This window comes from Caproiciproducens sp. (assembly GCF_053840905.1).
Genome location: NZ_JBNLXQ010000009.1, coordinates 116,043 through 133,727, shown reverse-complemented (window position 1 = coordinate 133,727; position 17,685 = coordinate 116,043). Strand labels below are relative to the sequence as shown.

Annotated in this window: 17 protein-coding genes and 2 tRNA genes; 9 read left to right on the top strand and 10 right to left on the bottom strand. The window is 50.5% G+C overall.

What is annotated here, in order from left to right:
- Positions 1-10 precede the first annotated feature (10 nt).
- A complete protein-coding gene (locus ACQGQ5_RS10985; protein WP_455736540.1) occupies positions 11-1,591 on the top strand; it encodes an NAD(P)/FAD-dependent oxidoreductase in 1,581 nt (526 codons plus the stop codon).
- Positions 1,592-1,676: 85 nt separating this feature from the next.
- Here the strand turns inward: ACQGQ5_RS10985 and ACQGQ5_RS10980 are convergent, their stop codons facing one another.
- Together ACQGQ5_RS10980 and ACQGQ5_RS10975 are read right to left on the bottom strand one after the other, a co-directional pair.
- Positions 1,677-2,180: a superoxide dismutase family protein gene (locus tag ACQGQ5_RS10980; protein ID WP_455736539.1), complete on the bottom strand. Its 504-nt coding sequence runs from the start codon at positions 2,178-2,180 to the stop codon at positions 1,677-1,679.
- A gap of 659 nt (positions 2,181-2,839) precedes the next feature.
- Positions 2,840-3,055 carry a hypothetical protein gene (locus ACQGQ5_RS10975; protein ID WP_455736538.1) on the bottom strand — a complete coding sequence of 72 codons (216 nt, stop codon included), beginning with the start codon at positions 3,053-3,055 and terminating at the stop codon, positions 2,840-2,842.
- Between the two features lie 209 nt (positions 3,056-3,264).
- Between ACQGQ5_RS10975 and ACQGQ5_RS10970 the strand changes: the two genes are divergently transcribed.
- From ACQGQ5_RS10970 to ACQGQ5_RS10955, 4 genes are all read left to right on the top strand, one after another.
- Positions 3,265-3,483 carry a hypothetical protein gene (locus ACQGQ5_RS10970; protein ID WP_455736537.1) on the top strand — a complete coding sequence of 73 codons (219 nt, stop codon included), beginning with the start codon at positions 3,265-3,267 and terminating at the stop codon, positions 3,481-3,483.
- A gap of 377 nt (positions 3,484-3,860) precedes the next feature.
- On the top strand, positions 3,861-4,727 hold the full coding sequence (locus ACQGQ5_RS10965; protein ID WP_455736536.1) for a PHP domain-containing protein: 867 nt from the start codon (positions 3,861-3,863) through the stop codon (positions 4,725-4,727).
- Positions 4,728-4,747: 20 nt separating this feature from the next.
- Entirely contained in the window at positions 4,748-5,773 is a 1,026-nt protein-coding gene (locus ACQGQ5_RS10960; protein ID WP_455736535.1) for an ROK family protein, read from the top strand.
- Positions 5,774-5,783: 10 nt separating this feature from the next.
- Positions 5,784-7,016, top strand: a complete 1,233-nt coding sequence (locus tag ACQGQ5_RS10955; protein WP_455736534.1) for an MFS transporter — start codon at positions 5,784-5,786, stop codon at positions 7,014-7,016.
- 107 nt (positions 7,017-7,123) lie between these two features.
- Here ACQGQ5_RS10955 and ACQGQ5_RS10950 read toward each other — a convergent pair whose 3' ends face one another.
- The 3 genes from ACQGQ5_RS10950 to ACQGQ5_RS10940 form a co-directional block, all read right to left on the bottom strand.
- Positions 7,124-7,903: a hypothetical protein gene (locus ACQGQ5_RS10950; protein ID WP_455736533.1), complete on the bottom strand. Its 780-nt coding sequence runs from the start codon at positions 7,901-7,903 to the stop codon at positions 7,124-7,126.
- A 24-nt stretch (positions 7,904-7,927) separates the two neighbouring features.
- A complete protein-coding gene (locus ACQGQ5_RS10945) occupies positions 7,928-8,779 on the bottom strand; it encodes an alpha/beta fold hydrolase (protein WP_455736532.1) in 852 nt (283 codons plus the stop codon).
- Positions 8,780-8,842: 63 nt separating this feature from the next.
- Positions 8,843-9,928 (bottom strand): lipocalin-like domain-containing protein, encoded by a 1,086-nt coding sequence (locus ACQGQ5_RS10940; protein ID WP_455736531.1) that lies wholly within the window; start codon positions 9,926-9,928, stop codon positions 8,843-8,845.
- 196 nt (positions 9,929-10,124) lie between these two features.
- Between ACQGQ5_RS10940 and ACQGQ5_RS10935 the strand changes: the two genes are divergently transcribed.
- On the top strand, positions 10,125-10,715 hold the full coding sequence (locus tag ACQGQ5_RS10935) for a TetR/AcrR family transcriptional regulator (protein ID WP_455736530.1): 591 nt from the start codon (positions 10,125-10,127) through the stop codon (positions 10,713-10,715).
- Positions 10,716-10,854: 139 nt separating this feature from the next.
- Here the strand turns inward: ACQGQ5_RS10935 and ACQGQ5_RS10930 are convergent.
- From ACQGQ5_RS10930 to ACQGQ5_RS10920, 3 genes are all read right to left on the bottom strand, one after another.
- Positions 10,855-10,944, bottom strand: a tRNA-Ser gene (locus ACQGQ5_RS10930).
- 38 nt (positions 10,945-10,982) lie between these two features.
- A tRNA-Ser gene (locus tag ACQGQ5_RS10925) sits at positions 10,983-11,071 on the bottom strand.
- A 113-nt stretch (positions 11,072-11,184) separates the two neighbouring features.
- Positions 11,185-11,571, bottom strand: a complete 387-nt coding sequence (locus ACQGQ5_RS10920) for a putative ABC transporter permease (RefSeq protein ID WP_455736529.1) — start codon at positions 11,569-11,571, stop codon at positions 11,185-11,187.
- Between the two features lie 209 nt (positions 11,572-11,780).
- Between ACQGQ5_RS10920 and ACQGQ5_RS10915 the strand changes: the two genes are divergently transcribed.
- From ACQGQ5_RS10915 to ACQGQ5_RS10905, 3 genes are all read left to right on the top strand, one after another.
- A complete protein-coding gene (locus ACQGQ5_RS10915; protein ID WP_455736528.1) occupies positions 11,781-14,024 on the top strand; it encodes a bifunctional diguanylate cyclase/phosphodiesterase in 2,244 nt (747 codons plus the stop codon).
- Positions 14,025-14,184: 160 nt separating this feature from the next.
- Positions 14,185-14,937 carry a glucosamine-6-phosphate deaminase gene (gene nagB / locus ACQGQ5_RS10910; protein WP_455736527.1) on the top strand — a complete coding sequence of 251 codons (753 nt, stop codon included), beginning with the start codon at positions 14,185-14,187 and terminating at the stop codon, positions 14,935-14,937.
- A 291-nt stretch (positions 14,938-15,228) separates the two neighbouring features.
- The gene (locus ACQGQ5_RS10905) at positions 15,229-16,587 is read left to right on the top strand and encodes a Sapep family Mn(2+)-dependent dipeptidase (RefSeq protein WP_455736526.1); all 1,359 of its coding nucleotides are present in this window, start codon (positions 15,229-15,231) and stop codon (positions 16,585-16,587) included.
- Between the two features lie 126 nt (positions 16,588-16,713).
- On the opposite strand, the gene ACQGQ5_RS10900 is transcribed toward ACQGQ5_RS10905, so the two are convergent.
- Positions 16,714-17,187: an HD domain-containing protein gene (locus ACQGQ5_RS10900; RefSeq protein ID WP_455736525.1), complete on the bottom strand. Its 474-nt coding sequence runs from the start codon at positions 17,185-17,187 to the stop codon at positions 16,714-16,716.
- Positions 17,188-17,313: 126 nt separating this feature from the next.
- Positions 17,314-17,568, bottom strand: a complete 255-nt coding sequence (locus ACQGQ5_RS10895; protein WP_141827771.1) for an AbrB/MazE/SpoVT family DNA-binding domain-containing protein — start codon at positions 17,566-17,568, stop codon at positions 17,314-17,316.
- Between the last annotated feature and the right edge of the window lie 117 nt (positions 17,569-17,685).

Sequence of the window (17,685 nt, the reverse complement as noted above, 5' to 3'; positions counted from 1 at the left end):
AGGGGAAACCATGTATCGAATTTCTGAAATCAGCATGAAGCTGGATGGAACCGAGGAGGATTTGAAGCGGGAGGCCGCCGCGCGGCTGAAAGTTTCTCCCGACCGGATCTGTGCCTGTAAGCTTTATAAAAAATCCGTGGACGCGCGCAAAAAGAACGACGTGCATTTTATTTGTACGGTGGATGTGGACTGCGGTCAAAATCACAGCCCACAGGACCCCAAAATTACGGAAGCGCAGCCTTACCGCTATGAGCTTCCCGCCGGAAAACCGCGCGAAATCCGTCCCGTGGTCGTGGGCTTCGGTCCGGCGGGGCTTTTTGCTGCGCTGATTCTGGCGCAGGCGGGGCAGAGGCCGGTCGTGTTTGAACGCGGAAGCGCCGTAGAGCGCAGAAAGGAACAGGTCGCCCTTTTCTGGAAAACGGGGAAGCTTGACACGAAAAGCAACGTCCAGTTCGGGGAGGGCGGCGCCGGTACCTTTTCGGACGGAAAGCTGAATACCGGGACAAAGGATTCCCGCGCCCGAAAGGTGCTGGAGGAATTTGTGGCCGCGGGCGCCCCGCCGGAAATTCTGTATCTGGCAAAACCGCATATCGGTACGGACAGGCTGCCCGGCGCGGTCAAAAACATCCGGGAGCGGATCATTGCGCTCGGCGGAGAGGTGCATTTTGAAACCTGTCTGCAAAATATCCTGACGAAGGACGGCAGGGTGACCGGAGTGGAGGTAAAACCGCGCGGCGGATCGTCCTATACGCTGGAAGCGGACCGCGTGATTCTGGCCGTTGGCCACAGCGCCCGGGACACCTTTGAAATGCTGTATTCCCTGAAGCTGCCGATGGAACAGAAGCCGTTTTCCGTCGGCGCCCGGATCGAGCATCCGCAGGAGCTGGTCAGCCGTTCCCAGTACGGTCCTTTTGCCGGTCATCCGGCTCTGGGAGCGGCCGACTACAAGCTGGCCGTACACCTGAAAAACGGCAGGGGCGTCTATACGTTTTGCATGTGCCCGGGCGGGCAGGTGGTCGCCGCCGCGAGCGAGGAAGGGCGTCTGGTGACGAACGGAATGAGCAATTTCGCCCGGAACGGCAGAAACGCGAACGCGGCGCTGCTGGTCAGTGTCGGACCCGGGGATTTCGGCAGCGGGCATCCGCTCGCCGGTGTGGAATTTCAGCGCAGGCTGGAAGAAAAAGCGTTTCAGCTGGGGGGCGGGGATTACCGCGCGCCGGTACAGCGGGTCGAAGATTTTCTCAGGCGCGTGCCTTCTAAAAAAATCGGCGGCTGTCAGCCGACCTATCTTCCGGGGGTAACGCCCTGCGGACTGGACGACTGCCTGCCGGACTTTATTGCCGACTCCATGCGGCAGGGGATTCTTCTGATGGAGCATAAGCTGAAGGGCTTTTCCGATCCGGACGCGCTTCTGACCGCGGTGGAAAGCCGCAGCTCGTCGCCGGTGCGCGTCCTGCGCGGCGACGGTATGCAGTCCCTTGCCGTGGAGGGGCTCTATCCGTGCGGGGAAGGCGCGGGGTACGCGGGCGGCATTATTTCCGCCGCGGTGGACGGAATCAAGTGCGCGGAGCAGGTCGTCAGGGGATGCTGAGCGCGGTCTGCGGACGGCCGCCCGCAGCGACGGATGGGAGAATAAGAAACAGGGAGTACGTTCCGCACTCCCTGACAATAAAAAATCATTCCATTCCATTTTGCACGATCTGGCCGCATGCTATTTTGCTTCCTGAATTTCCCGACGGCTGGGTTTTGAAATCGTCCGGTGATGAATGGACGATGACGGTACGTCCTATGATTTCGTTCACTGAAAATCTGTCCGTCATAAACGCCATAAAAGCGAATCCGTGATTCCCGAATAACGGGGGCATGTCGCCCGCGTGTGCGGGGTGAGGGCAGTTATTCGGGTTGTAATGCGCTTTCACGTTGGCAAAGGGGTCCTGAGCGTTTCCGGTACATTGATTTCCTTCGTGAATATGGAATCCGAAGATATCGGCGGGGCAATTCCCCGTGCTGTGGGGAAGACCGGTTATCTGCGTGAGCACGAGAACACCGTCCGCTAACTGATAAAAGCAGACCATACCATTTATATTGGGAAATCCCGGACCGCCTTTCACCATGGCATATGCGGAGGGCGGGCTTTTCAAAATGTTTTGCATTTGATCGAATTGCGGTTCTAAATACAAACTAACACCTCCTGAGCCATTTTATGTTGTTCCTTCCATTCCAGTTAATCCAAACAGAAAAAAGGTTCCCGCCGTCGGCGGGAACCAAAATATCCGATTTTCACGGCCATGTTTTTCGTGCTTTCATTACCCCCAGAAGACAGCTGAAGACCACAGCGGCGATACAGATTTTAGCCGGATGATTCAGTATGTACACAAATACCTGAGAAATCAGTTCTTCCAATGCAGAAGCCCCCCTTAACATTCTCAGTGTATTGATGTTTTGTGAAATTTCAGTGACGATTGGATGAATTTGTCCGATGCGCCCCAATATCCGGTTTGCGCTGTCTCTGTGCCCGACTGTTCCTTCCACGGCGGGTGCGAAATTTTCAAAAAACTTTGTTTTACAGTTCAGTTCAGTATTTTACTGGCTGCACTTGCTGAAATACTGGAGCAGCAGTTGAATCAATTCCTGACAATTCATACAGCGACCTCCTTCGTTATTTGTCTCTCGAGGACAGTTAAATAGTAACAAAATTGTAACTACTTTGCAAGTGTAATTACTGGAAACGGTTCCGGAAATTTAAGCGCTCCCTCTGCCGCGACCCAGAGGCTCCCGCTTTACCCGCGTCACGACAAAAATAGAAGCGGTCCCCGCCGCAGAGCAGGAACCGCGGAAATCATAAATCATCGACTAACTGCAATCTTCTGAATTCGTAAATGCTTTCCAGATCTTCATAGGAACCATCGTTATATACGGTGCCGATATGTAACAGAGCCGGATTCAATCTGCCGGAATCAAATTGAGAGGGGACAATACAAAATTCAATCAGTTTTCCTTTTTGGGCTTGCATCAGTCTTCTTTCCAATTCATTTCTATCGACAATAATTTTCATTTTAAACATCCTTTCTCTTACGCTTTATTCCCTTTTGCGTTCTATGGGGTTGAGTTTATTATAACAAGAATCATTCCTATTTTGTAGTATAATATGTCGAAGAAGGAAAAACCGCCCTGCCTGGGCGGCAAATTGGGAAGATATGAAAAAGAGCGTTGACTTTTTTTATTATTGGAATTATTATAAAAACAGACAGGGAGGGGAATTTGATGGACACTAACAAAGTCACCGTGATCGCCAACAACACGGCAGAAGGAATGAGCGTGATCGACATAGACATCTTTGTTGGCAGCAGGAATATGCACATTCAAGCAACGAGGAGATTTATCGATGAGATAAATAAAGTCCCTTTCTTGAATGAAGAAAAAATTAAATCTGCCGTAACCAGAAAGTATGGAATTCCAAAAGAGAATATCTCATTTCGTTGAGTGACAAGTGACTCGGCGCCGCCAGTTTAGTTTGGGGGCGCCTTTCTTATTTCAGATAAGGGAGTGATCCTCTCCGATTCTATTTTTGCGGTATCGTGGTTATGGAAAGTAATTGTTGATGGAATATAGCCTGATGGACAATAAGGGAAATATATTTCCGATTTCATTAGAACAATTGTCAAACAGATGTTTTAACAGGCGTTTGTCGAGAGTGGTGCAGGCGATTTGAGGCTATTGACTTTCCCAACCACTTGATTTATACTTATTTCATCAGTTATTATATTTATTATAATAACTATGGAAAATATATTCTGGCGATTCAATCCCTGAGAATATTCAGCAGCGTTCACTGCTATTAACGATGGGAGGGCAAATAGATGAATGGGTTTCATAATATCGACCTGCATATCCATTCCTGCTACAGCGAAGATGGGGAATACACACCTGCAAAGCTTGTTCAGATGTGCATGGGAGCGGGTGTTACCATCATGGCAATAGCCGATCATAATTGTGTGAAAGGTTCTCAGGAAGCAGTTGAAATAGCAAGACATGAACACTTAAGGTGTTATCCGGCCGTCGAAATTGACTGTACTTATCAAAATACCAATTTTCATGTCCTCGGCTATGATATTAAGCTCGAAAGCCCTGATTTTGAGGCCATAGAACAAAATGTGAGAAGACAGTGTGCCGATGCATCCAAAGAAAGACTTCGGCTGATCAACCGCATGGGCTTTACCCTTACCGAAACGGAGTTGAAAGCGATTACCGCCGGAGGATATTGGAGTGAGCATTGGACGGGGGAGGCTTTTGCCGAAGCCTTACTGAAAAATGAAAAATATCTCGGGAGCGGAATTTTGCGTCCTTACAGAGAGGGCGGCGACCGAAGCGATAACCCGTATGTCAATTTCTATTGGGATTACTGCTCGCAGGGAAAGCCCTGTTACGTCGGCATGACCTTTCCCGATATGAGGGATGTAATCGGGATCATACACCGAAACGGCGGTAAATCCGTGCTGGCTCATCCGGGGATGAATCTGCAGGGCAATTTTGAGAGGATCGATCAGCTGATTTCTTTGGGGCTGAAAGGGATAGAAGTTTACAGCAGTTACCACACCCCCGAAACTGCCCGGTGGTTTTTGAATAAGGCGGAACAATTTAACTTATTTGTTACACAAGGAAGCGATTTTCACGGCAAAACAAAGCCAATGGTCAAGCTGGGCTGCTGCGGCGCGGGACAAGGATAGTGGATAAGGAAGGTGATTTGATGGGAATCAATATGTTGGATATGAAACAAAGCAATGCGCATACCGTTCTCTGGGATTTGTGTTCCTGCAAAACCTCCACTATCAAAGAGATGACGCAGCGGACGGGGCTCAGCTTTGCTACGGTTGGAAACATATTGAACGGTTTTGTGGAAAGCGGGGAAGTGATCCTGGGCGAAATGCATTCTGCTACCGGGGGGAGGCCGTCACAGGCCTATACCTTCAATGCGGAATATGCCCATGTGCTCGCGCTGTCGGCACGGACACGGAACGGAAAAAATGTCATCAGTGCCTGTGTCGGAAATTTGTACGGCGAGGCGGTATGGCAGGAGGAACAATCCTTTGACAATATACGGCTTGCGAGCTTTGAGGCCATGCTGGATTTATCCCTGCGCGCGTACCCGACGATCAGCATCGCCGCCTTTTCCCTGCCGGGTGTGGAGCGCGGCGGCGTTATCCTGACCAATGACTATACAGAATTGGAAGGTGTTTCTTTCACAGAGCATTTTCAGGAAAAATATCATTTGCCTGTGGTCATAGAAAATGATGTCAATGCCGCTGTATTCGGATACAGCAGAAACGTGGAAGTTTCTGTCATTGCGGGAATCTACTTTCCGAAGTGCTTCGGCCCCGGTGCAGGAATCGTGGTTGACGGCAAAATCCTGAAAGGAGCTTGTGGATTTGCCGGTGAAGTGTCCCTGCTGCCATTGGGGATCGACTGGTTTTCGATCGACTATGAAAAACCGCAGGAGGCTGGCCCCGCAATATCCAGACTGCTCAGCGTTTTCTGCGGCATTGTCAATCCGGGGCGTGTCGTCCTGTATGGCGATTTCTTTACCGATGCCTTCCAGAAAACGCTTGAAAGGGAAATTCCCACACAGACGATACGGAAGATATTCCCCTCTGTAATCTATCAAAGGGATTTGGATTCCGATATTACTGCCGGATTAATCGCGCAGGCGGTATCCGCTTACCGGTCCGGGCGGCGGGGAAAATTTCAGAAAACGAATTTTAGCAGAGGAATATAGGAGATTCCATATGATTTTCTTAGCTTTGATTTATCTGGCGTTTATCAGTTTAGGGCTTCCGGATGCCGTGCTTGGTTCCTCGTGGCCTATCATGAATATGGAGTTCAGGGTCCCGGTAGGGAACGCGGGATTCGTTTCCATTATTATATCGGCCTGCACCATCCTGTCCAGCTTATTTTCGCATCGGCTGATCCGCCGGTTCGGCACGGGCAAGGTCACGGTCGTAAGCGTCGCTCTGACGGCCGTTGCGCTGCTGGGTTTCTCCCTGTCTCCTTCCTTTCCATGGCTGCTGACCTGTGCTGTTCCGCTCGGCCTTGGAGCCGGAGCGGTGGATTCGGGGCTGAATGAATTTGTAGCCGAGCATTATGAGGCAAAGCATATGAACTGGCTGCACTGCTTCTGGGGCGTGGGAGCCATGCTCGGCCCTGCTCTGGTTTCTGTCCTGGCGCTTTGGGGGCGCACCTGGAGAAGCGGGTATCTCAGCATATCCGTTATCCAGTTCGCTTTGGCCGCACTGCTGCTCTTCTCTCTCCCTATGTGGAAGAAGTTTGAAAACCCATCCGCCGAACCTGCGGATGAAGCAGGGCGGGGCAAAGAAAAGCGCGGTCTGCTTACGATGCTTCGGGCAAAAGGTTCCGCCTTTGTGATGCTCTCCTTTTTATTAGATGCTTCGATGGAAGCTTCCATGATGCTTTGGGGGGCCAGCTATCTGGTGAAAATGAAGGGGGTTTTGCCGGAAAGCGCGGCCGGATGGGTATCGCTGTTCTTTCTTGGGGTAACGGTCGGGCGTATGGTGAGCGGGTTTGTTTCGATGAAATTAAGCAACGAAGCATTGATCCGTACGGGCACCATCTTTCTGATCGTCGGTTTTGTTTTTATGATCCTGCCTTTCCCCGCCGCTTTTGCAATCGGCGCGTTTATCCTCGTCGGGCTGGGGCTCGCACCGATTTATCCTTCCATGCTGCACCAGACGCCCGTCTACTTCGGGAAAGACAACGCACAGGCGGTCATGGGCTTACAAATGTCGTTTGCATACACCGGAAACACTTTCATGGCCCCTCTGTTCGGACAGCTTTTCGCAAACGTTTCCTTTTCGCTGATGCCCTGTGTGCTTCTGGTCTGCGCCGTTGGATTACTTGCCTGCAGGACATATCTGATCGCAATCACAAAAAAGGAATCCCCGGTTCGGGAACCGGAAGACAAGGCTGACGATCGTGAAGCCGGACAAACGTTGGGTTCCTAAAAAAAGAAAGAGTCCGAATACGCCGTTCCAATCTTTTCCCGATCGGCTTCCCTAATAACGAAAAACTCCCAGGGACATAACGCCCTTGGGAGTTTCGCTCTGTTTCTTTATTTCCCGGTCAGCTCAACGCCCCGGAAAAATTCCATGGCCAGATGCAGGGAGTGACCGTGTACAATCTCCTCGGGGGTATGCTCCGGCCAGTAGACGGCGGTCTTTGCCTCAAAGCCGTCCGCTGTGGGTTTAAACTGATGGTAGGGGCAGTTGACCGCGGTCACGCCGTCCGCCAGAAACGCTTCGCCGGCCATCGCCATTGGGAAGCCGGGGTCCTTATCCGCCTGAATCTGCGCGCCCAGATCGGCAGCATCCACCACCTCTACCTTGACCAGAGTGGGTGTTCCATACATGCCGAAGGGCTCTATGCCCAGCAGCTCGCCGTCGTCAAACGAAACATGGCAGATAAAGTGCTCGGGATGAGCGGCAAGGCCGACCCGGTCGTCCTCCTGCATCGCCTTCATAACACCCATAAACTCCTGCAGCGACCTGCCGGTGACCTCCATATCGCAATGGGAAACCTTCATGGGCTTATCCTGTGAAAAGCCCAGCCGTTTCCACATCGCGTCGGACAGCTTAAACCCGTCCTTATAAAGCTCAATGATTTTCTCACCTTTGTACTGCAAACGGGTTTCGATGGAAACCTCCCACGCCTTTTCCATGCTCAGATAGTCGATTTCATCGTCGGACAATACCCTGCCGCCATCCTTGATTTCAACACCAAGCCGGCTGAGGTGGTGTAACGTGTGAAGATTGCGCTCATATTCCAGCCGCTCCAATTGGATTTTTGTCCAGACCTCGCCGTCAACAGTAAACTTGTATTTTACTTCAGACATATTGATTCCTCCTGTTTTATTTAGTCAATAATTCTTTCTGCTCTCGTCAATAAAGAAGATTGCTTCGCTGGCCATGCGGTCGGGGCAGTCCATTTCCATCAGGTGGCGTTCGCCCTGAAGCAGGACGGTTTTGGCCCTGGGGATGATCTGAATCGCCTTTAAGTTGCTGTCATAATAATCGTGGAACAGGATATCCTCCGTGCCGAACACGAAGAGGACCGGTGTTTTGATATTTTTCATATCCCGTTCGCAGTCCTCCGGCGAATCCCAGATCAGCTCCGGCGCGTCGCCGTATTTTCCGGATTCAAGCTCCGGGGCGCCTACCTCCGGCCCGCCCGAGGCGGCCGCGCCGAGCGACTGGACCTCGGCGATCTTCAGCGGAATATTTTCCTGCTTTCTCATGGTCCGTTTCAGCATCCCCATGGGTCCCTCTGCTTTGGGAATTTCAATCCACTGCTCGCTGTTTCTCGGGCAGAGGTGGGGCGCCATGTAAAAACTGCAGAAGGTATCCAGCATTTCGGGATGCTCTTTGATCAGATACCAACCGGGGATGGTTCCGTGGCACTTGCCGACATAGTGGAATTTCTGAATGCCCATTGCCCTGGCGAACTCAAACATTTCCTTTCCCCACTGACGGCCCCAGTTCACACTTCCGTCGGCGTTGAGCTCCGTCCCTTCGCCGCCTGTACGCATGACGACGCCGTAAACATGGTATCGTTTAGCAAGCTCCTCCAGGACGGGTGTGAAGGTGTGGAAATATAACGCCCCAGACAAAACCACCTCGCTGTTTTCTTCTCCAAATTCGCAGTAGGTCATCTCCAGACCGCTGTCAAGCACTATGGATTTTCCGTTTTTTGAAACTTTGGTTGCTTCCATAAGCATCTCTGCCTTTCATAAAATAAAAATTGAATAGAGGGGAACCTTTAAACATGCGCGCGCTCATCGGGCCTGCCGAGATAGGCGTATTTCATAAATCATGTCACCGGTGCCCGTATTTTTACTCTGATCTGACGGATCTGTGAAAACAACGGTTCCTTTTGCATAGTACCTCATATAGACCGGAGCAATATTCATTGCGTCAAACTGCCGCTTCATGGGTTCCGGAGCGTTCGTATACATATCTCTGGTTTCTATCTCATCAGCCCAGACGACGCTGAAGTCTACCGCTTTTCCGTCCTCGTTTTTGAACAGGTAGCGGCTGGTTTTGGGAAACTCGCGGCCTGTTTTAACCTGCTTTTCCAATTTGGTCTCCCGTGTAAAGCGCCCGTCCGCCTGAAAAACGACCTTTCCGGTTTCATTGTCCAGCAGCCCGAACATCATGAGCGGCTTGAAGCCGTATTTTTCATTGGCAACAAAATCGTAGATATACACGGTATATTTGTCCGTATACATGCGTCCCCACAGCCAGTGATGATAAAGCGCCATCGGATTTGCGTTCATCCACTGGTGATCGTGATATCCCAAGCCTTGAACCTTATGTTCCGCTCCGTCATAATACAGCGTTCCCGTAACACGGCTTTTGGGAACACTTAAATCGGTATGGTGAAATTCGTCATGCTCGCCAAAGGCGACGATCCCTGTCCCCTGACGGAAGGGTTCTGCCAAAGCTTCATAATGCAGATCGGCGCCGGCTCCATTGATTGGTTCCACATGGATATCATATTGTTTAAGGTTTCCCTTTGCCGTGTCCGGTCCGTACTTTAAATCACACCCATGCCCTTCACCGGTAAGGGATTCCCCGGCAGTGAAATAATGAAAATCGCCGATTTCCCTGCCGTCCGGTGAGGTAATCATAATATTGACATTGGGCGAATCCATGTCCGTACTCATTTTAGCCGGGTCCTTTGGCCGAAAACCGACAATGACTTTGCTGCCGTCCTCCATCGTCGCGTCAAAATACCAGACTTCGTTGTTTCCCGGCGCGCTGGTATCGCGTCTTCCTTCTTCCCAAAGCTCTACTTTATTTGGATTGATTCCTAATTTTTTATAATCTTCCGGTCGATCCATTAACCGCGCATGAAACATATTGTCGGTCTCCTTCTTGTTTTATTCAATAGCTTATCCTTATGATTCTATTTTATCGATTTTTTTCTGATGTTCCATGGGCAATATTCTATTATCTATAGGAATAAGCAACTAACATCCGCATTATTGTTGCTTATTCCCTGAAATTATATTAAACTGTACTCATCAATGATAAAAAGGACGGAGGAAAACGGCGATGGGAAACAAACAGGATCTGCGTATCGTCAAAACCAGAAACAACATTAAAAACGCGTTCATCCAGCTGCTGCGGGAAAAGGACTTCAATAATATTACCGTCCGGGATATTCTGGATCAGGCCTTAATCAACCGCAAGACGTTTTATAATCATTATCAGGACAAATATGATCTGACCGAACAGCTGATCCATGAGTTCTTTGAGGAGTGTTCGTCTTTTTTTCAATTCCGCGCCGGGCATTTTAACAGCATGAGCAGCTTTTTGAGCCAGGTCGACACCATGTATGGAGAACTGTATGCGCAAAAGGACTTTATCTTAGCATTGTGGAATATTCATACGGAGAATATTGATTTTTACGGCAGCCTGAAAAATCTTTTACAGCAGAAATACGAGGAATTCCTCGGAAGCGGCGATACCGGCAACCTTGACATTGGCTTCCAGTCAAACCTCTTTTCGACTTTCATACTGAGCGTACTGAAGTACATGCTGGATTCCGGCAAGCTTTATACCGCTCATGACGTCTGGAATGAATTTGAAATATTTTACCGCACCGTTATAACGGTCCCGATCCGGCCGGAAGAAAGCAAATGATACCTATGTCGGGCGCGTTGAAAAGGGCTTTCCCTTTTTACAGCGAAAGCCCCGTAGACGCGGATTTACTGAATTTGTATCTTGTCATATAAACACAAAGAAGCCAACCGCAACAACGGTTGGCTTCTTCAAAAAAATTTGGCGGAGAAAGAGGGATTTGAACCCTCGCGCCGGTTACCCGACCTACTCCCTTAGCAGGGGAGCCCCTTCACCACTTGGGTATTTCTCCTTATTGGTGAAAACAAATAAAATCATAAAGTTTTCAGATGGCGGAGAGGAAGAGATTCGAACTCTTGGTCCCTTGCGGGATCACTAGTTTTCAAGACTAGCTCCTTAAACCACTCGGACACCTCTCCATCACAAGTGCGAAAATAATAATATCATATTTTGGGGGCTTGTGTCAATGCATTCCATTAAAATTCTTAAACAAATATCCGCCTCCGTTTCATGCGGGGAGGCGGATATTTTGCTATTCGGCAAGAAAAGAAGCTTTTTCACACAGCCCGCAGAGTCCCATGGCGGGAAGAGTGACCACACACCACAGCAGGGAAAACGGTACGCAGATCTGCCCCATAATGTTCAGCGGCAATGCGGAATAATCCCATACGTCCTGCTTCAGAACGACATTTACCAGAAGCCCGGTGACAAATTCCACTGTGGTGATAATTCCCGAACCGGCAAAGCACTTGACGGAAATCGGTCTGCTTCTCATCGTGTGGTTGCATACGCGGTCAATCAGGCACAAGCACAGCCCGCCCGCCGCGGCCATGGAAATATCCGTCTTCCCGCGGCAGATCATTTCCAGCGCCGGATATACGGCCCCTCCGGTCAAAAATAGAAACGCATTTTTTTTCATCCTATATCACCCCACTTTGCGTTCATTGAAATTGTTTGCAGGGTGGATAAATTTATTCGTTCTGGCTCAAATTTAAAAAAGAAGGTCCGATATTATAGTTAGTAATATTAAAAGCTTGAAAAGCTTGCAAAAGTATTTTAAAATCAATAAAAGGATTTAGAACCATTCCCTTATTCAATTACGCAAAATCTGTCGAAATGGGTGGCTAAATGAAATACCAGAGAAATAAAATGGTCCTGATTATTGTCGGGATTGTCGCAATATTGATTGCGCTGGGACTGGGTTTTGTCTTTGGTGTGCGCAGCATTTTAACAGCGGATACGCAGACCTCGCTGCAAAAAATATCGGAACAGGGTTCAAATGCGGTTCGCGCTGCAATTGTGGGCAATCTGGACGCGCTCAGCGCCCTTGCGCAGCAGAACGGGCTTACTCAAAGCACGGCGGAACAAATGAAAATCCTTTCGGATGAAGCCAGAAGAAAAAATTTCGTGCGGGTGGCTTATGCCGACAGGTCCGGCCGGGCGGTTACCGACGGCGGCGAGGAGATGATGATTGGCGAAAGGGAATATTTTCGGAAGGCGCTGGCCGGCCATGCCAATATTTCGGGGGAGTTGTACGATTTATTTGATCCCCAAAGCAAGATCATTGCGTATGCGGTGCCGGTGATCCGTAACCGGGAAATTGTCGGTGTACTGGTCGCAACGACGCCGGACAAAGACGAACTGAATATCATGAACGATATTGCCGTTGATTCGGATTATTCCATTTATATTTTTTCCCATGACGGAACAGTGGTTTCCAACCGAAGCGGCCAGGACCGGTTCGGCAACTTTTTTGAATACATCGGTGAGTCCTCTCAGTCGGAAATCGACAGAATGAAGGGCGATTTTCTTTCCCGGGAGCCGGGCAGGGGAGTCTGTACGATCAATGGAGTCGATCAGCTGATCGGATACAGCGGTATCCAGGGGACAGACGGCTGGATGTTTGCGGTCATGGTGGAAGAAAATAAAATCATGGCCCCCGGCAATCAGATCCTGATCATGAGCGGAATTTTATTCGGACTGCTGATCCTTGAGTTCGTCGCCGCCTCCGTCGGCTTTTTCAAATTTAAAAAGAGCAGCTATGAAGCGAACATACGCCGGAAAGAAGACATCAGCTATTACACCTATACCGACCCTCTGACGAATCTGCCGAACCGCAGGGGAGTGGAAAAAAATATTTCCGAATGGATCAGGCTCTGCCGTGCGGAAAGTAAAAACGGAGCCGCCTTTTTCCTCGATATCGACAATTTTCAGTCGGTCAACAATACCTTCGGCAACGACATCGGGGATTCTTTCCTCGCTTCGGCGGCGGCCCGTCTGGCATCCGTGGAAGGAGAAAACACGCTGGTCGGCAGAATCGGCGGGGACGAGTTCACCCTGCTGATCTCCAATGTGAACACTTCGGAAGAGCTTGAAAGCTGCGCTAAAAATATTCTGCGTCTGTTTGAGGAGCCGTTTCTGATACATGATAATGTCATTCAGCTGACGTGCAGCATCGGCGCGATCCTGTTTAATTACCGGGAGATCATCGAGTACGACCGCTTCGATGAAATCATTAACCGCGGCGAATTTGTCCTGCATGAGGCGAAGAGCACCTCGAAGGGAAGCTACGCCCTGTTCAACGACGAATTCGGAATTACGATTGACCGCCGGCATCAGATGCAGCGGGAGCTCAAGCTGTCCATTCACAACGGTGAGCTCTGCTGCTATTTCCAGCCGCAGTACGACTATGAGAAGAAGACGATTGTCGGCTTCGAGTCCCTGGCCCGCTGGAACAGCGCCAAATTCGGGATGGTATCGCCGGTTACGTTCATCGCGATGGCGGAAAACACCGGCTTCATCAAAGAACTGGGACGGTTTGTCGTCGACCGGACGTTTGCTTTTGCACAGGACGTACAAGGCCGCGGTCTAAAGGTTTCCTTCAACACCTCCCCCGTGGAGCTGCTGCAGGCGGACTACGTGGACTATGTGCTGGAACGCTTCTCCCACTACGGGCTGACTTCCGGCAGCGTGGCGATCGAGGTAACGGAATCCACCCTCATAGAATCTTTCGACGTGGTCATTAAAAAGCTCGAAATTCTGAGCGGCCATGGAATTTCCGTGTACCTTGACGATTTCGGGACGGGATTTTCGTCCTTGACCTATCTGAAAAATCTCCCCATCCATTCGGTGAAAATCGATAAAAGCTTTATCGACGGGGTAGTAACTGACCGGGTGGGGCTCGATATTGTGGACATGATTGTCCGGTTGGCGAAAAGACTGAATCTGGAAGTCATTGCGGAGGGCGTGGAAACGCAGGCCCAGATCGACTGTATTTACAACTGCGGCTGCAGGATGATTCAGGGGTATTTCATCAGTCCGCCGGTACCCTGGGAGAAAGCGGTCGCGCTGTTGGATGGAGTGCATAAATAATGGACATACTGCGGGGTGAGATTGATTGATTTTGCCCCGTAGTTTTTTTTCTCTTTTGTGCTATAATTTGATTTAGAAAAGAAATTTTCAGTATTTTCCGCCATAAATAAAAATAATTTTTATTTATGAGCTTCAGCCGCCGCAGGAAAGGAAGAGGTTTATGAAAATTATCAGCGCACCGGATTATCAGAGCATGAGCCGGAAAGCGGCCAACATTATCTCCGCACAGGTTATTCTGTTTCCAAATTCGGTTTTGGGCCTTGCCACCGGTTCCACACCGCTTGGCGTATACAAGCAACTGATAGAATGGTATAAAAAAGACGATATCGACTTCTCAAAGGTTCACAGCGTCAATCTTGACGAATATTGCGGGCTGTCGGGCGAGCACGAACAGAGCTACCGTTATTATATGGATACCAATTTCTTCAGCCAGGTCAATCTTCCGATCGAAAACACGAATGTCCCGAACGGGCTCGCAAAGGATATCGACGCGGAATGTAAGCGGTACGACAATGTCATCACCAGCCTGGGCGGCATCGATCTGCAGCTTCTGGGCATCGGGCACACCGGCCACATCGGGTTCAACGAACCGGACGACGATTTTGACAAAACGACGCACTGCGTAAAGCTGAAGCAGAAAACCATCGACGCGAACGCTCGTTTCTTTGAAAACGCCTCGGAAGTGCCGCAGCGTGCTCTCACGATGGGCATCAAGGCGATTATGCAGGCGAAAAAGATTCTTCTGGTCGCCAACGGCTCCGGCAAAGCGGAGATTCTCTGCCGTTCGCTCTTCGGGCCGATCACCCCGGAAGTCCCCGCGTCCATCCTTCAGCTCCACAACGACCTGACGGTTGTCGCGGACGAAGAGGCGCTCGCAGTCATCCGCGGGAAGTACCCTTCCGCGATTGGGTAAATTTCATAGCGATTTTACAGGGTGGGCTTCGGTTCACCCTTATTTTTTGGTATTTTTTGTGCTATAATATAGTCAATTAACTTCAAAACCATCCAGTCTTTGCGGTCTGTTTTCCGTGCTGCTGCGCTATCCTCCTCGTCAGGCGCCAGCCTGACTTCGTCGTCTGCCTTACAGCACGAAAAATGTCCTCGCAAATCCTTAGCCATTTTTAAAGTTAATCGACTATAAAAGCAAAATAACAAGCGACATAACAGGAAAGGAAGAATATCCGTGAGTTTTGGAAGCAAAATTTTGAAATACCAGGATGCGATCATACACGATCTGGCACAACTGGTTGCCATCCCCTCCGTGCGCGGCGAGGCCGTGGAGGGAATGCCGTTCGGCAAGGCGCCCGCAGAGGCTTTGAACCGGATTCTGCAAATGGCCGCCGATATGGGCTTTGCCACAAAGAATGTCGGGAACTATGCCGGCCACGCGGAGTACGGAGAGGGGAACGAGGTTGCCGCGGTGGTCGCCCATATGGATATCGTACCGGCGGGGGAGGGCTGGGATACCGATCCGTTTACGCTCACCAGGAAGGGAAACCTGTATTATGGCCGCGGCACGGCGGACGACAAGGGAGCGGCGGTGGTCGCCCTGTATTGCTTAAAGGCTCTCAAGGATGAGAATATCAAGCCGAAGCGCCGCCTGCGGGTTATTTTCGGCGCGGGGGAGGAAACCGCGAGCAACGATCTTGAAATGTACCTGAAATCGGAGCAGATGCCCGTTATGGCCTTTACCCCGGATTCCGAGTACGGTATCTGCAACCGCGAAAAAGGGATCATGCGTTTGACTGTTTCCTCGCGGGAGCACAGCTCGGCGGTGGTCCGCGAATTTTCCGCCGGCACCGTTGTCAACGCCGTCCCCGCCAAGGCGAAGGCGGTGGTGATGTGTACGGACGAGGTCCTTGCAAAGCTCCAAAGCGCCGCTTCCCGTATGGAGGGGGATTTCAGCTTTGAAAAGACGGAGGACGGGACCGAAATCACCTCCATCGGCAGGGCGTCCCACGCCATGCAGCCGCAGGAGGGCTTCAACGCCGCGACCCATCTGATGAAGCTGCTGGGTGAAATCTTTTCCGAGGAGGAGCTCGGCGGGCTGGTCAGCTTTGTGAACAGGAATATCGGGACCGAGCTGCACGGAGAATCTCTCGGCGTTTATATGAACGACGAGGAATCCGGCCCCCTGACGCTGAACCTCGGACTTGCCGGCATTTATGACAGCTCCGCGTCCGTCGGGATCGATATCCGCTATCCGGTTACCGCAAAGGGAAAGGATATCTTTGCTTCCATCGCGGAAAAGGCTCTGCAGTACGGGCTGGAAACCACGCTGAATCAGGAGAACAAGCCGCTTTTCCTTCCGGAAAGCAGCCCGTTCATCACCCTTCTGCAGGATTCCTACGCGGCGGTTACCGGCAAGCCGGCGGAGCTCTACGCCACCGGCGGCGGAACCTACGCGCGTGCCTTTGAGGGCCGCGCCGTCGCGTTCGGCCCGTTTTTCCCCGACGAACCCGACCGCCGCCTGCACAATACGAATGAGAACATTGACATTGACCGCTTCATGGTTCACGCACAGGTGTGCCTGGAAGCAATGTATCGGATGCTGACGCAGTAAACGGAGAATACCGTTACCCGGCTTTTCGTAACGGCAGAAATTCCCGACAGGATGCAGCAAGGCCCGGATGGGCGTCGTCGGACGCTTCTCCGGGCCTTGCTGTGCGCAGGGGCGCAATCCGCCGCGCTAACGGGAAATCAGCGCGGGGTAGATTCTCAGAATCTCAATGATGGAACAGAATTTGTCCGAAAGGCTGACGATCAGCGCCTCCCTGCATTTCGGCGGAGTCAGCGTCAGCGGCCACATGTGCCTGACGATGATCTCCTTTTCACAGTCGTTGAGGGAAAAGTACTCCTCGGCGTTTTCCAGAGCGGTCAGAGGATGCTTAAAGCCGTGAAGGCCCTTGGGGTTCTTCGTCACGTGCCAGTCGTACAGAAAAAAATCATGCAGCAGCGCGCCCCGGATGATGCTCCGGCAGTCCACGTCCAGGTTCAGCTTCCTGCACAGCCAGTAACTGTAATAAGCCACGGAAATGCTGTGCTCCAGACACGAAACATTAGCGTGCTGAATAAACGTCCCCATCCGCTGGACGACTTCGGATTTCAGCAGTTCCAGGGAACAGTCCGTAAAATACTGTCGCTCATTCTGGGATAATTTCATTTTGCCATCTCCGTATTTACTATGGAATTACTCGAAATTATTCTTATCATAGTTCTTTTCTTCATCCATAGCAAGAGGAAATGAAAAAAATCAGCCGCCCTGCAGCGCAGGGCGGCTTTAGCGCCGTTATTCCTCCAGTCTGTTTGCGATTTTCTTCATGCACTCGTGACAGACATTATGGCCTTTAAACGAGACAACGTCATTCATGCTGTTGCAGAAAATACAGGCGGGCTCGTATTTCTTCAGAATGATCTTACCATCCTCATCAACAAAAATCTCCAGAGGATCCTTTTCGTTTATGTTAAGGGTTATTCTGAGCTCCTTTGGCAACACAATTCTCCCTAATTCGTCAACTTTGCGCACAATACCGGTAGACTTCATTTTATTCATCACCTTTCCCTTTAAAATCAGTGTTTGATTATTCAATTTAACGACAAAATTATAGTATATTTTTCCAAAAATGTCAATTAAATGCATGTTTGGAACGCAAAAAAATAT

Coding starts and splice junctions, on each gene's coding strand:
- ACQGQ5_RS10985 (WP_455736540.1), top strand. CDS start 11: ATGTATCGAATTTCTGAAATCAGCATGAAGCTGGATGGAACCGAGGAG.
- ACQGQ5_RS10975 (WP_455736538.1), bottom strand. CDS start 3,055: ATGAAAATTATTGTCGATAGAAATGAATTGGAAAGAAGACTGATGCAA.
- ACQGQ5_RS10970 (WP_455736537.1), top strand. CDS start 3,265: ATGGACACTAACAAAGTCACCGTGATCGCCAACAACACGGCAGAAGGA.
- ACQGQ5_RS10965 (WP_455736536.1), top strand. CDS start 3,861: ATGAATGGGTTTCATAATATCGACCTGCATATCCATTCCTGCTACAGC.
- ACQGQ5_RS10960 (WP_455736535.1), top strand. CDS start 4,748: ATGGGAATCAATATGTTGGATATGAAACAAAGCAATGCGCATACCGTT.
- ACQGQ5_RS10955 (WP_455736534.1), top strand. CDS start 5,784: ATGATTTTCTTAGCTTTGATTTATCTGGCGTTTATCAGTTTAGGGCTT.
- ACQGQ5_RS10950 (WP_455736533.1), bottom strand. CDS start 7,903: ATGTCTGAAGTAAAATACAAGTTTACTGTTGACGGCGAGGTCTGGACA.
- ACQGQ5_RS10945 (WP_455736532.1), bottom strand. CDS start 8,779: ATGGAAGCAACCAAAGTTTCAAAAAACGGAAAATCCATAGTGCTTGAC.
- ACQGQ5_RS10940 (WP_455736531.1), bottom strand. CDS start 9,928: ATGTTTCATGCGCGGTTAATGGATCGACCGGAAGATTATAAAAAATTA.
- ACQGQ5_RS10935 (WP_455736530.1), top strand. CDS start 10,125: ATGGGAAACAAACAGGATCTGCGTATCGTCAAAACCAGAAACAACATT.
- ACQGQ5_RS10920 (WP_455736529.1), bottom strand. CDS start 11,571: ATGAAAAAAAATGCGTTTCTATTTTTGACCGGAGGGGCCGTATATCCG.
- ACQGQ5_RS10915 (WP_455736528.1), top strand. CDS start 11,781: ATGAAATACCAGAGAAATAAAATGGTCCTGATTATTGTCGGGATTGTC.
- nagB (WP_455736527.1), top strand. CDS start 14,185: ATGAAAATTATCAGCGCACCGGATTATCAGAGCATGAGCCGGAAAGCG.
- ACQGQ5_RS10900 (WP_455736525.1), bottom strand. CDS start 17,187: ATGAAATTATCCCAGAATGAGCGACAGTATTTTACGGACTGTTCCCTG.
- ACQGQ5_RS10895 (WP_141827771.1), bottom strand. CDS start 17,568: ATGAAGTCTACCGGTATTGTGCGCAAAGTTGACGAATTAGGGAGAATT.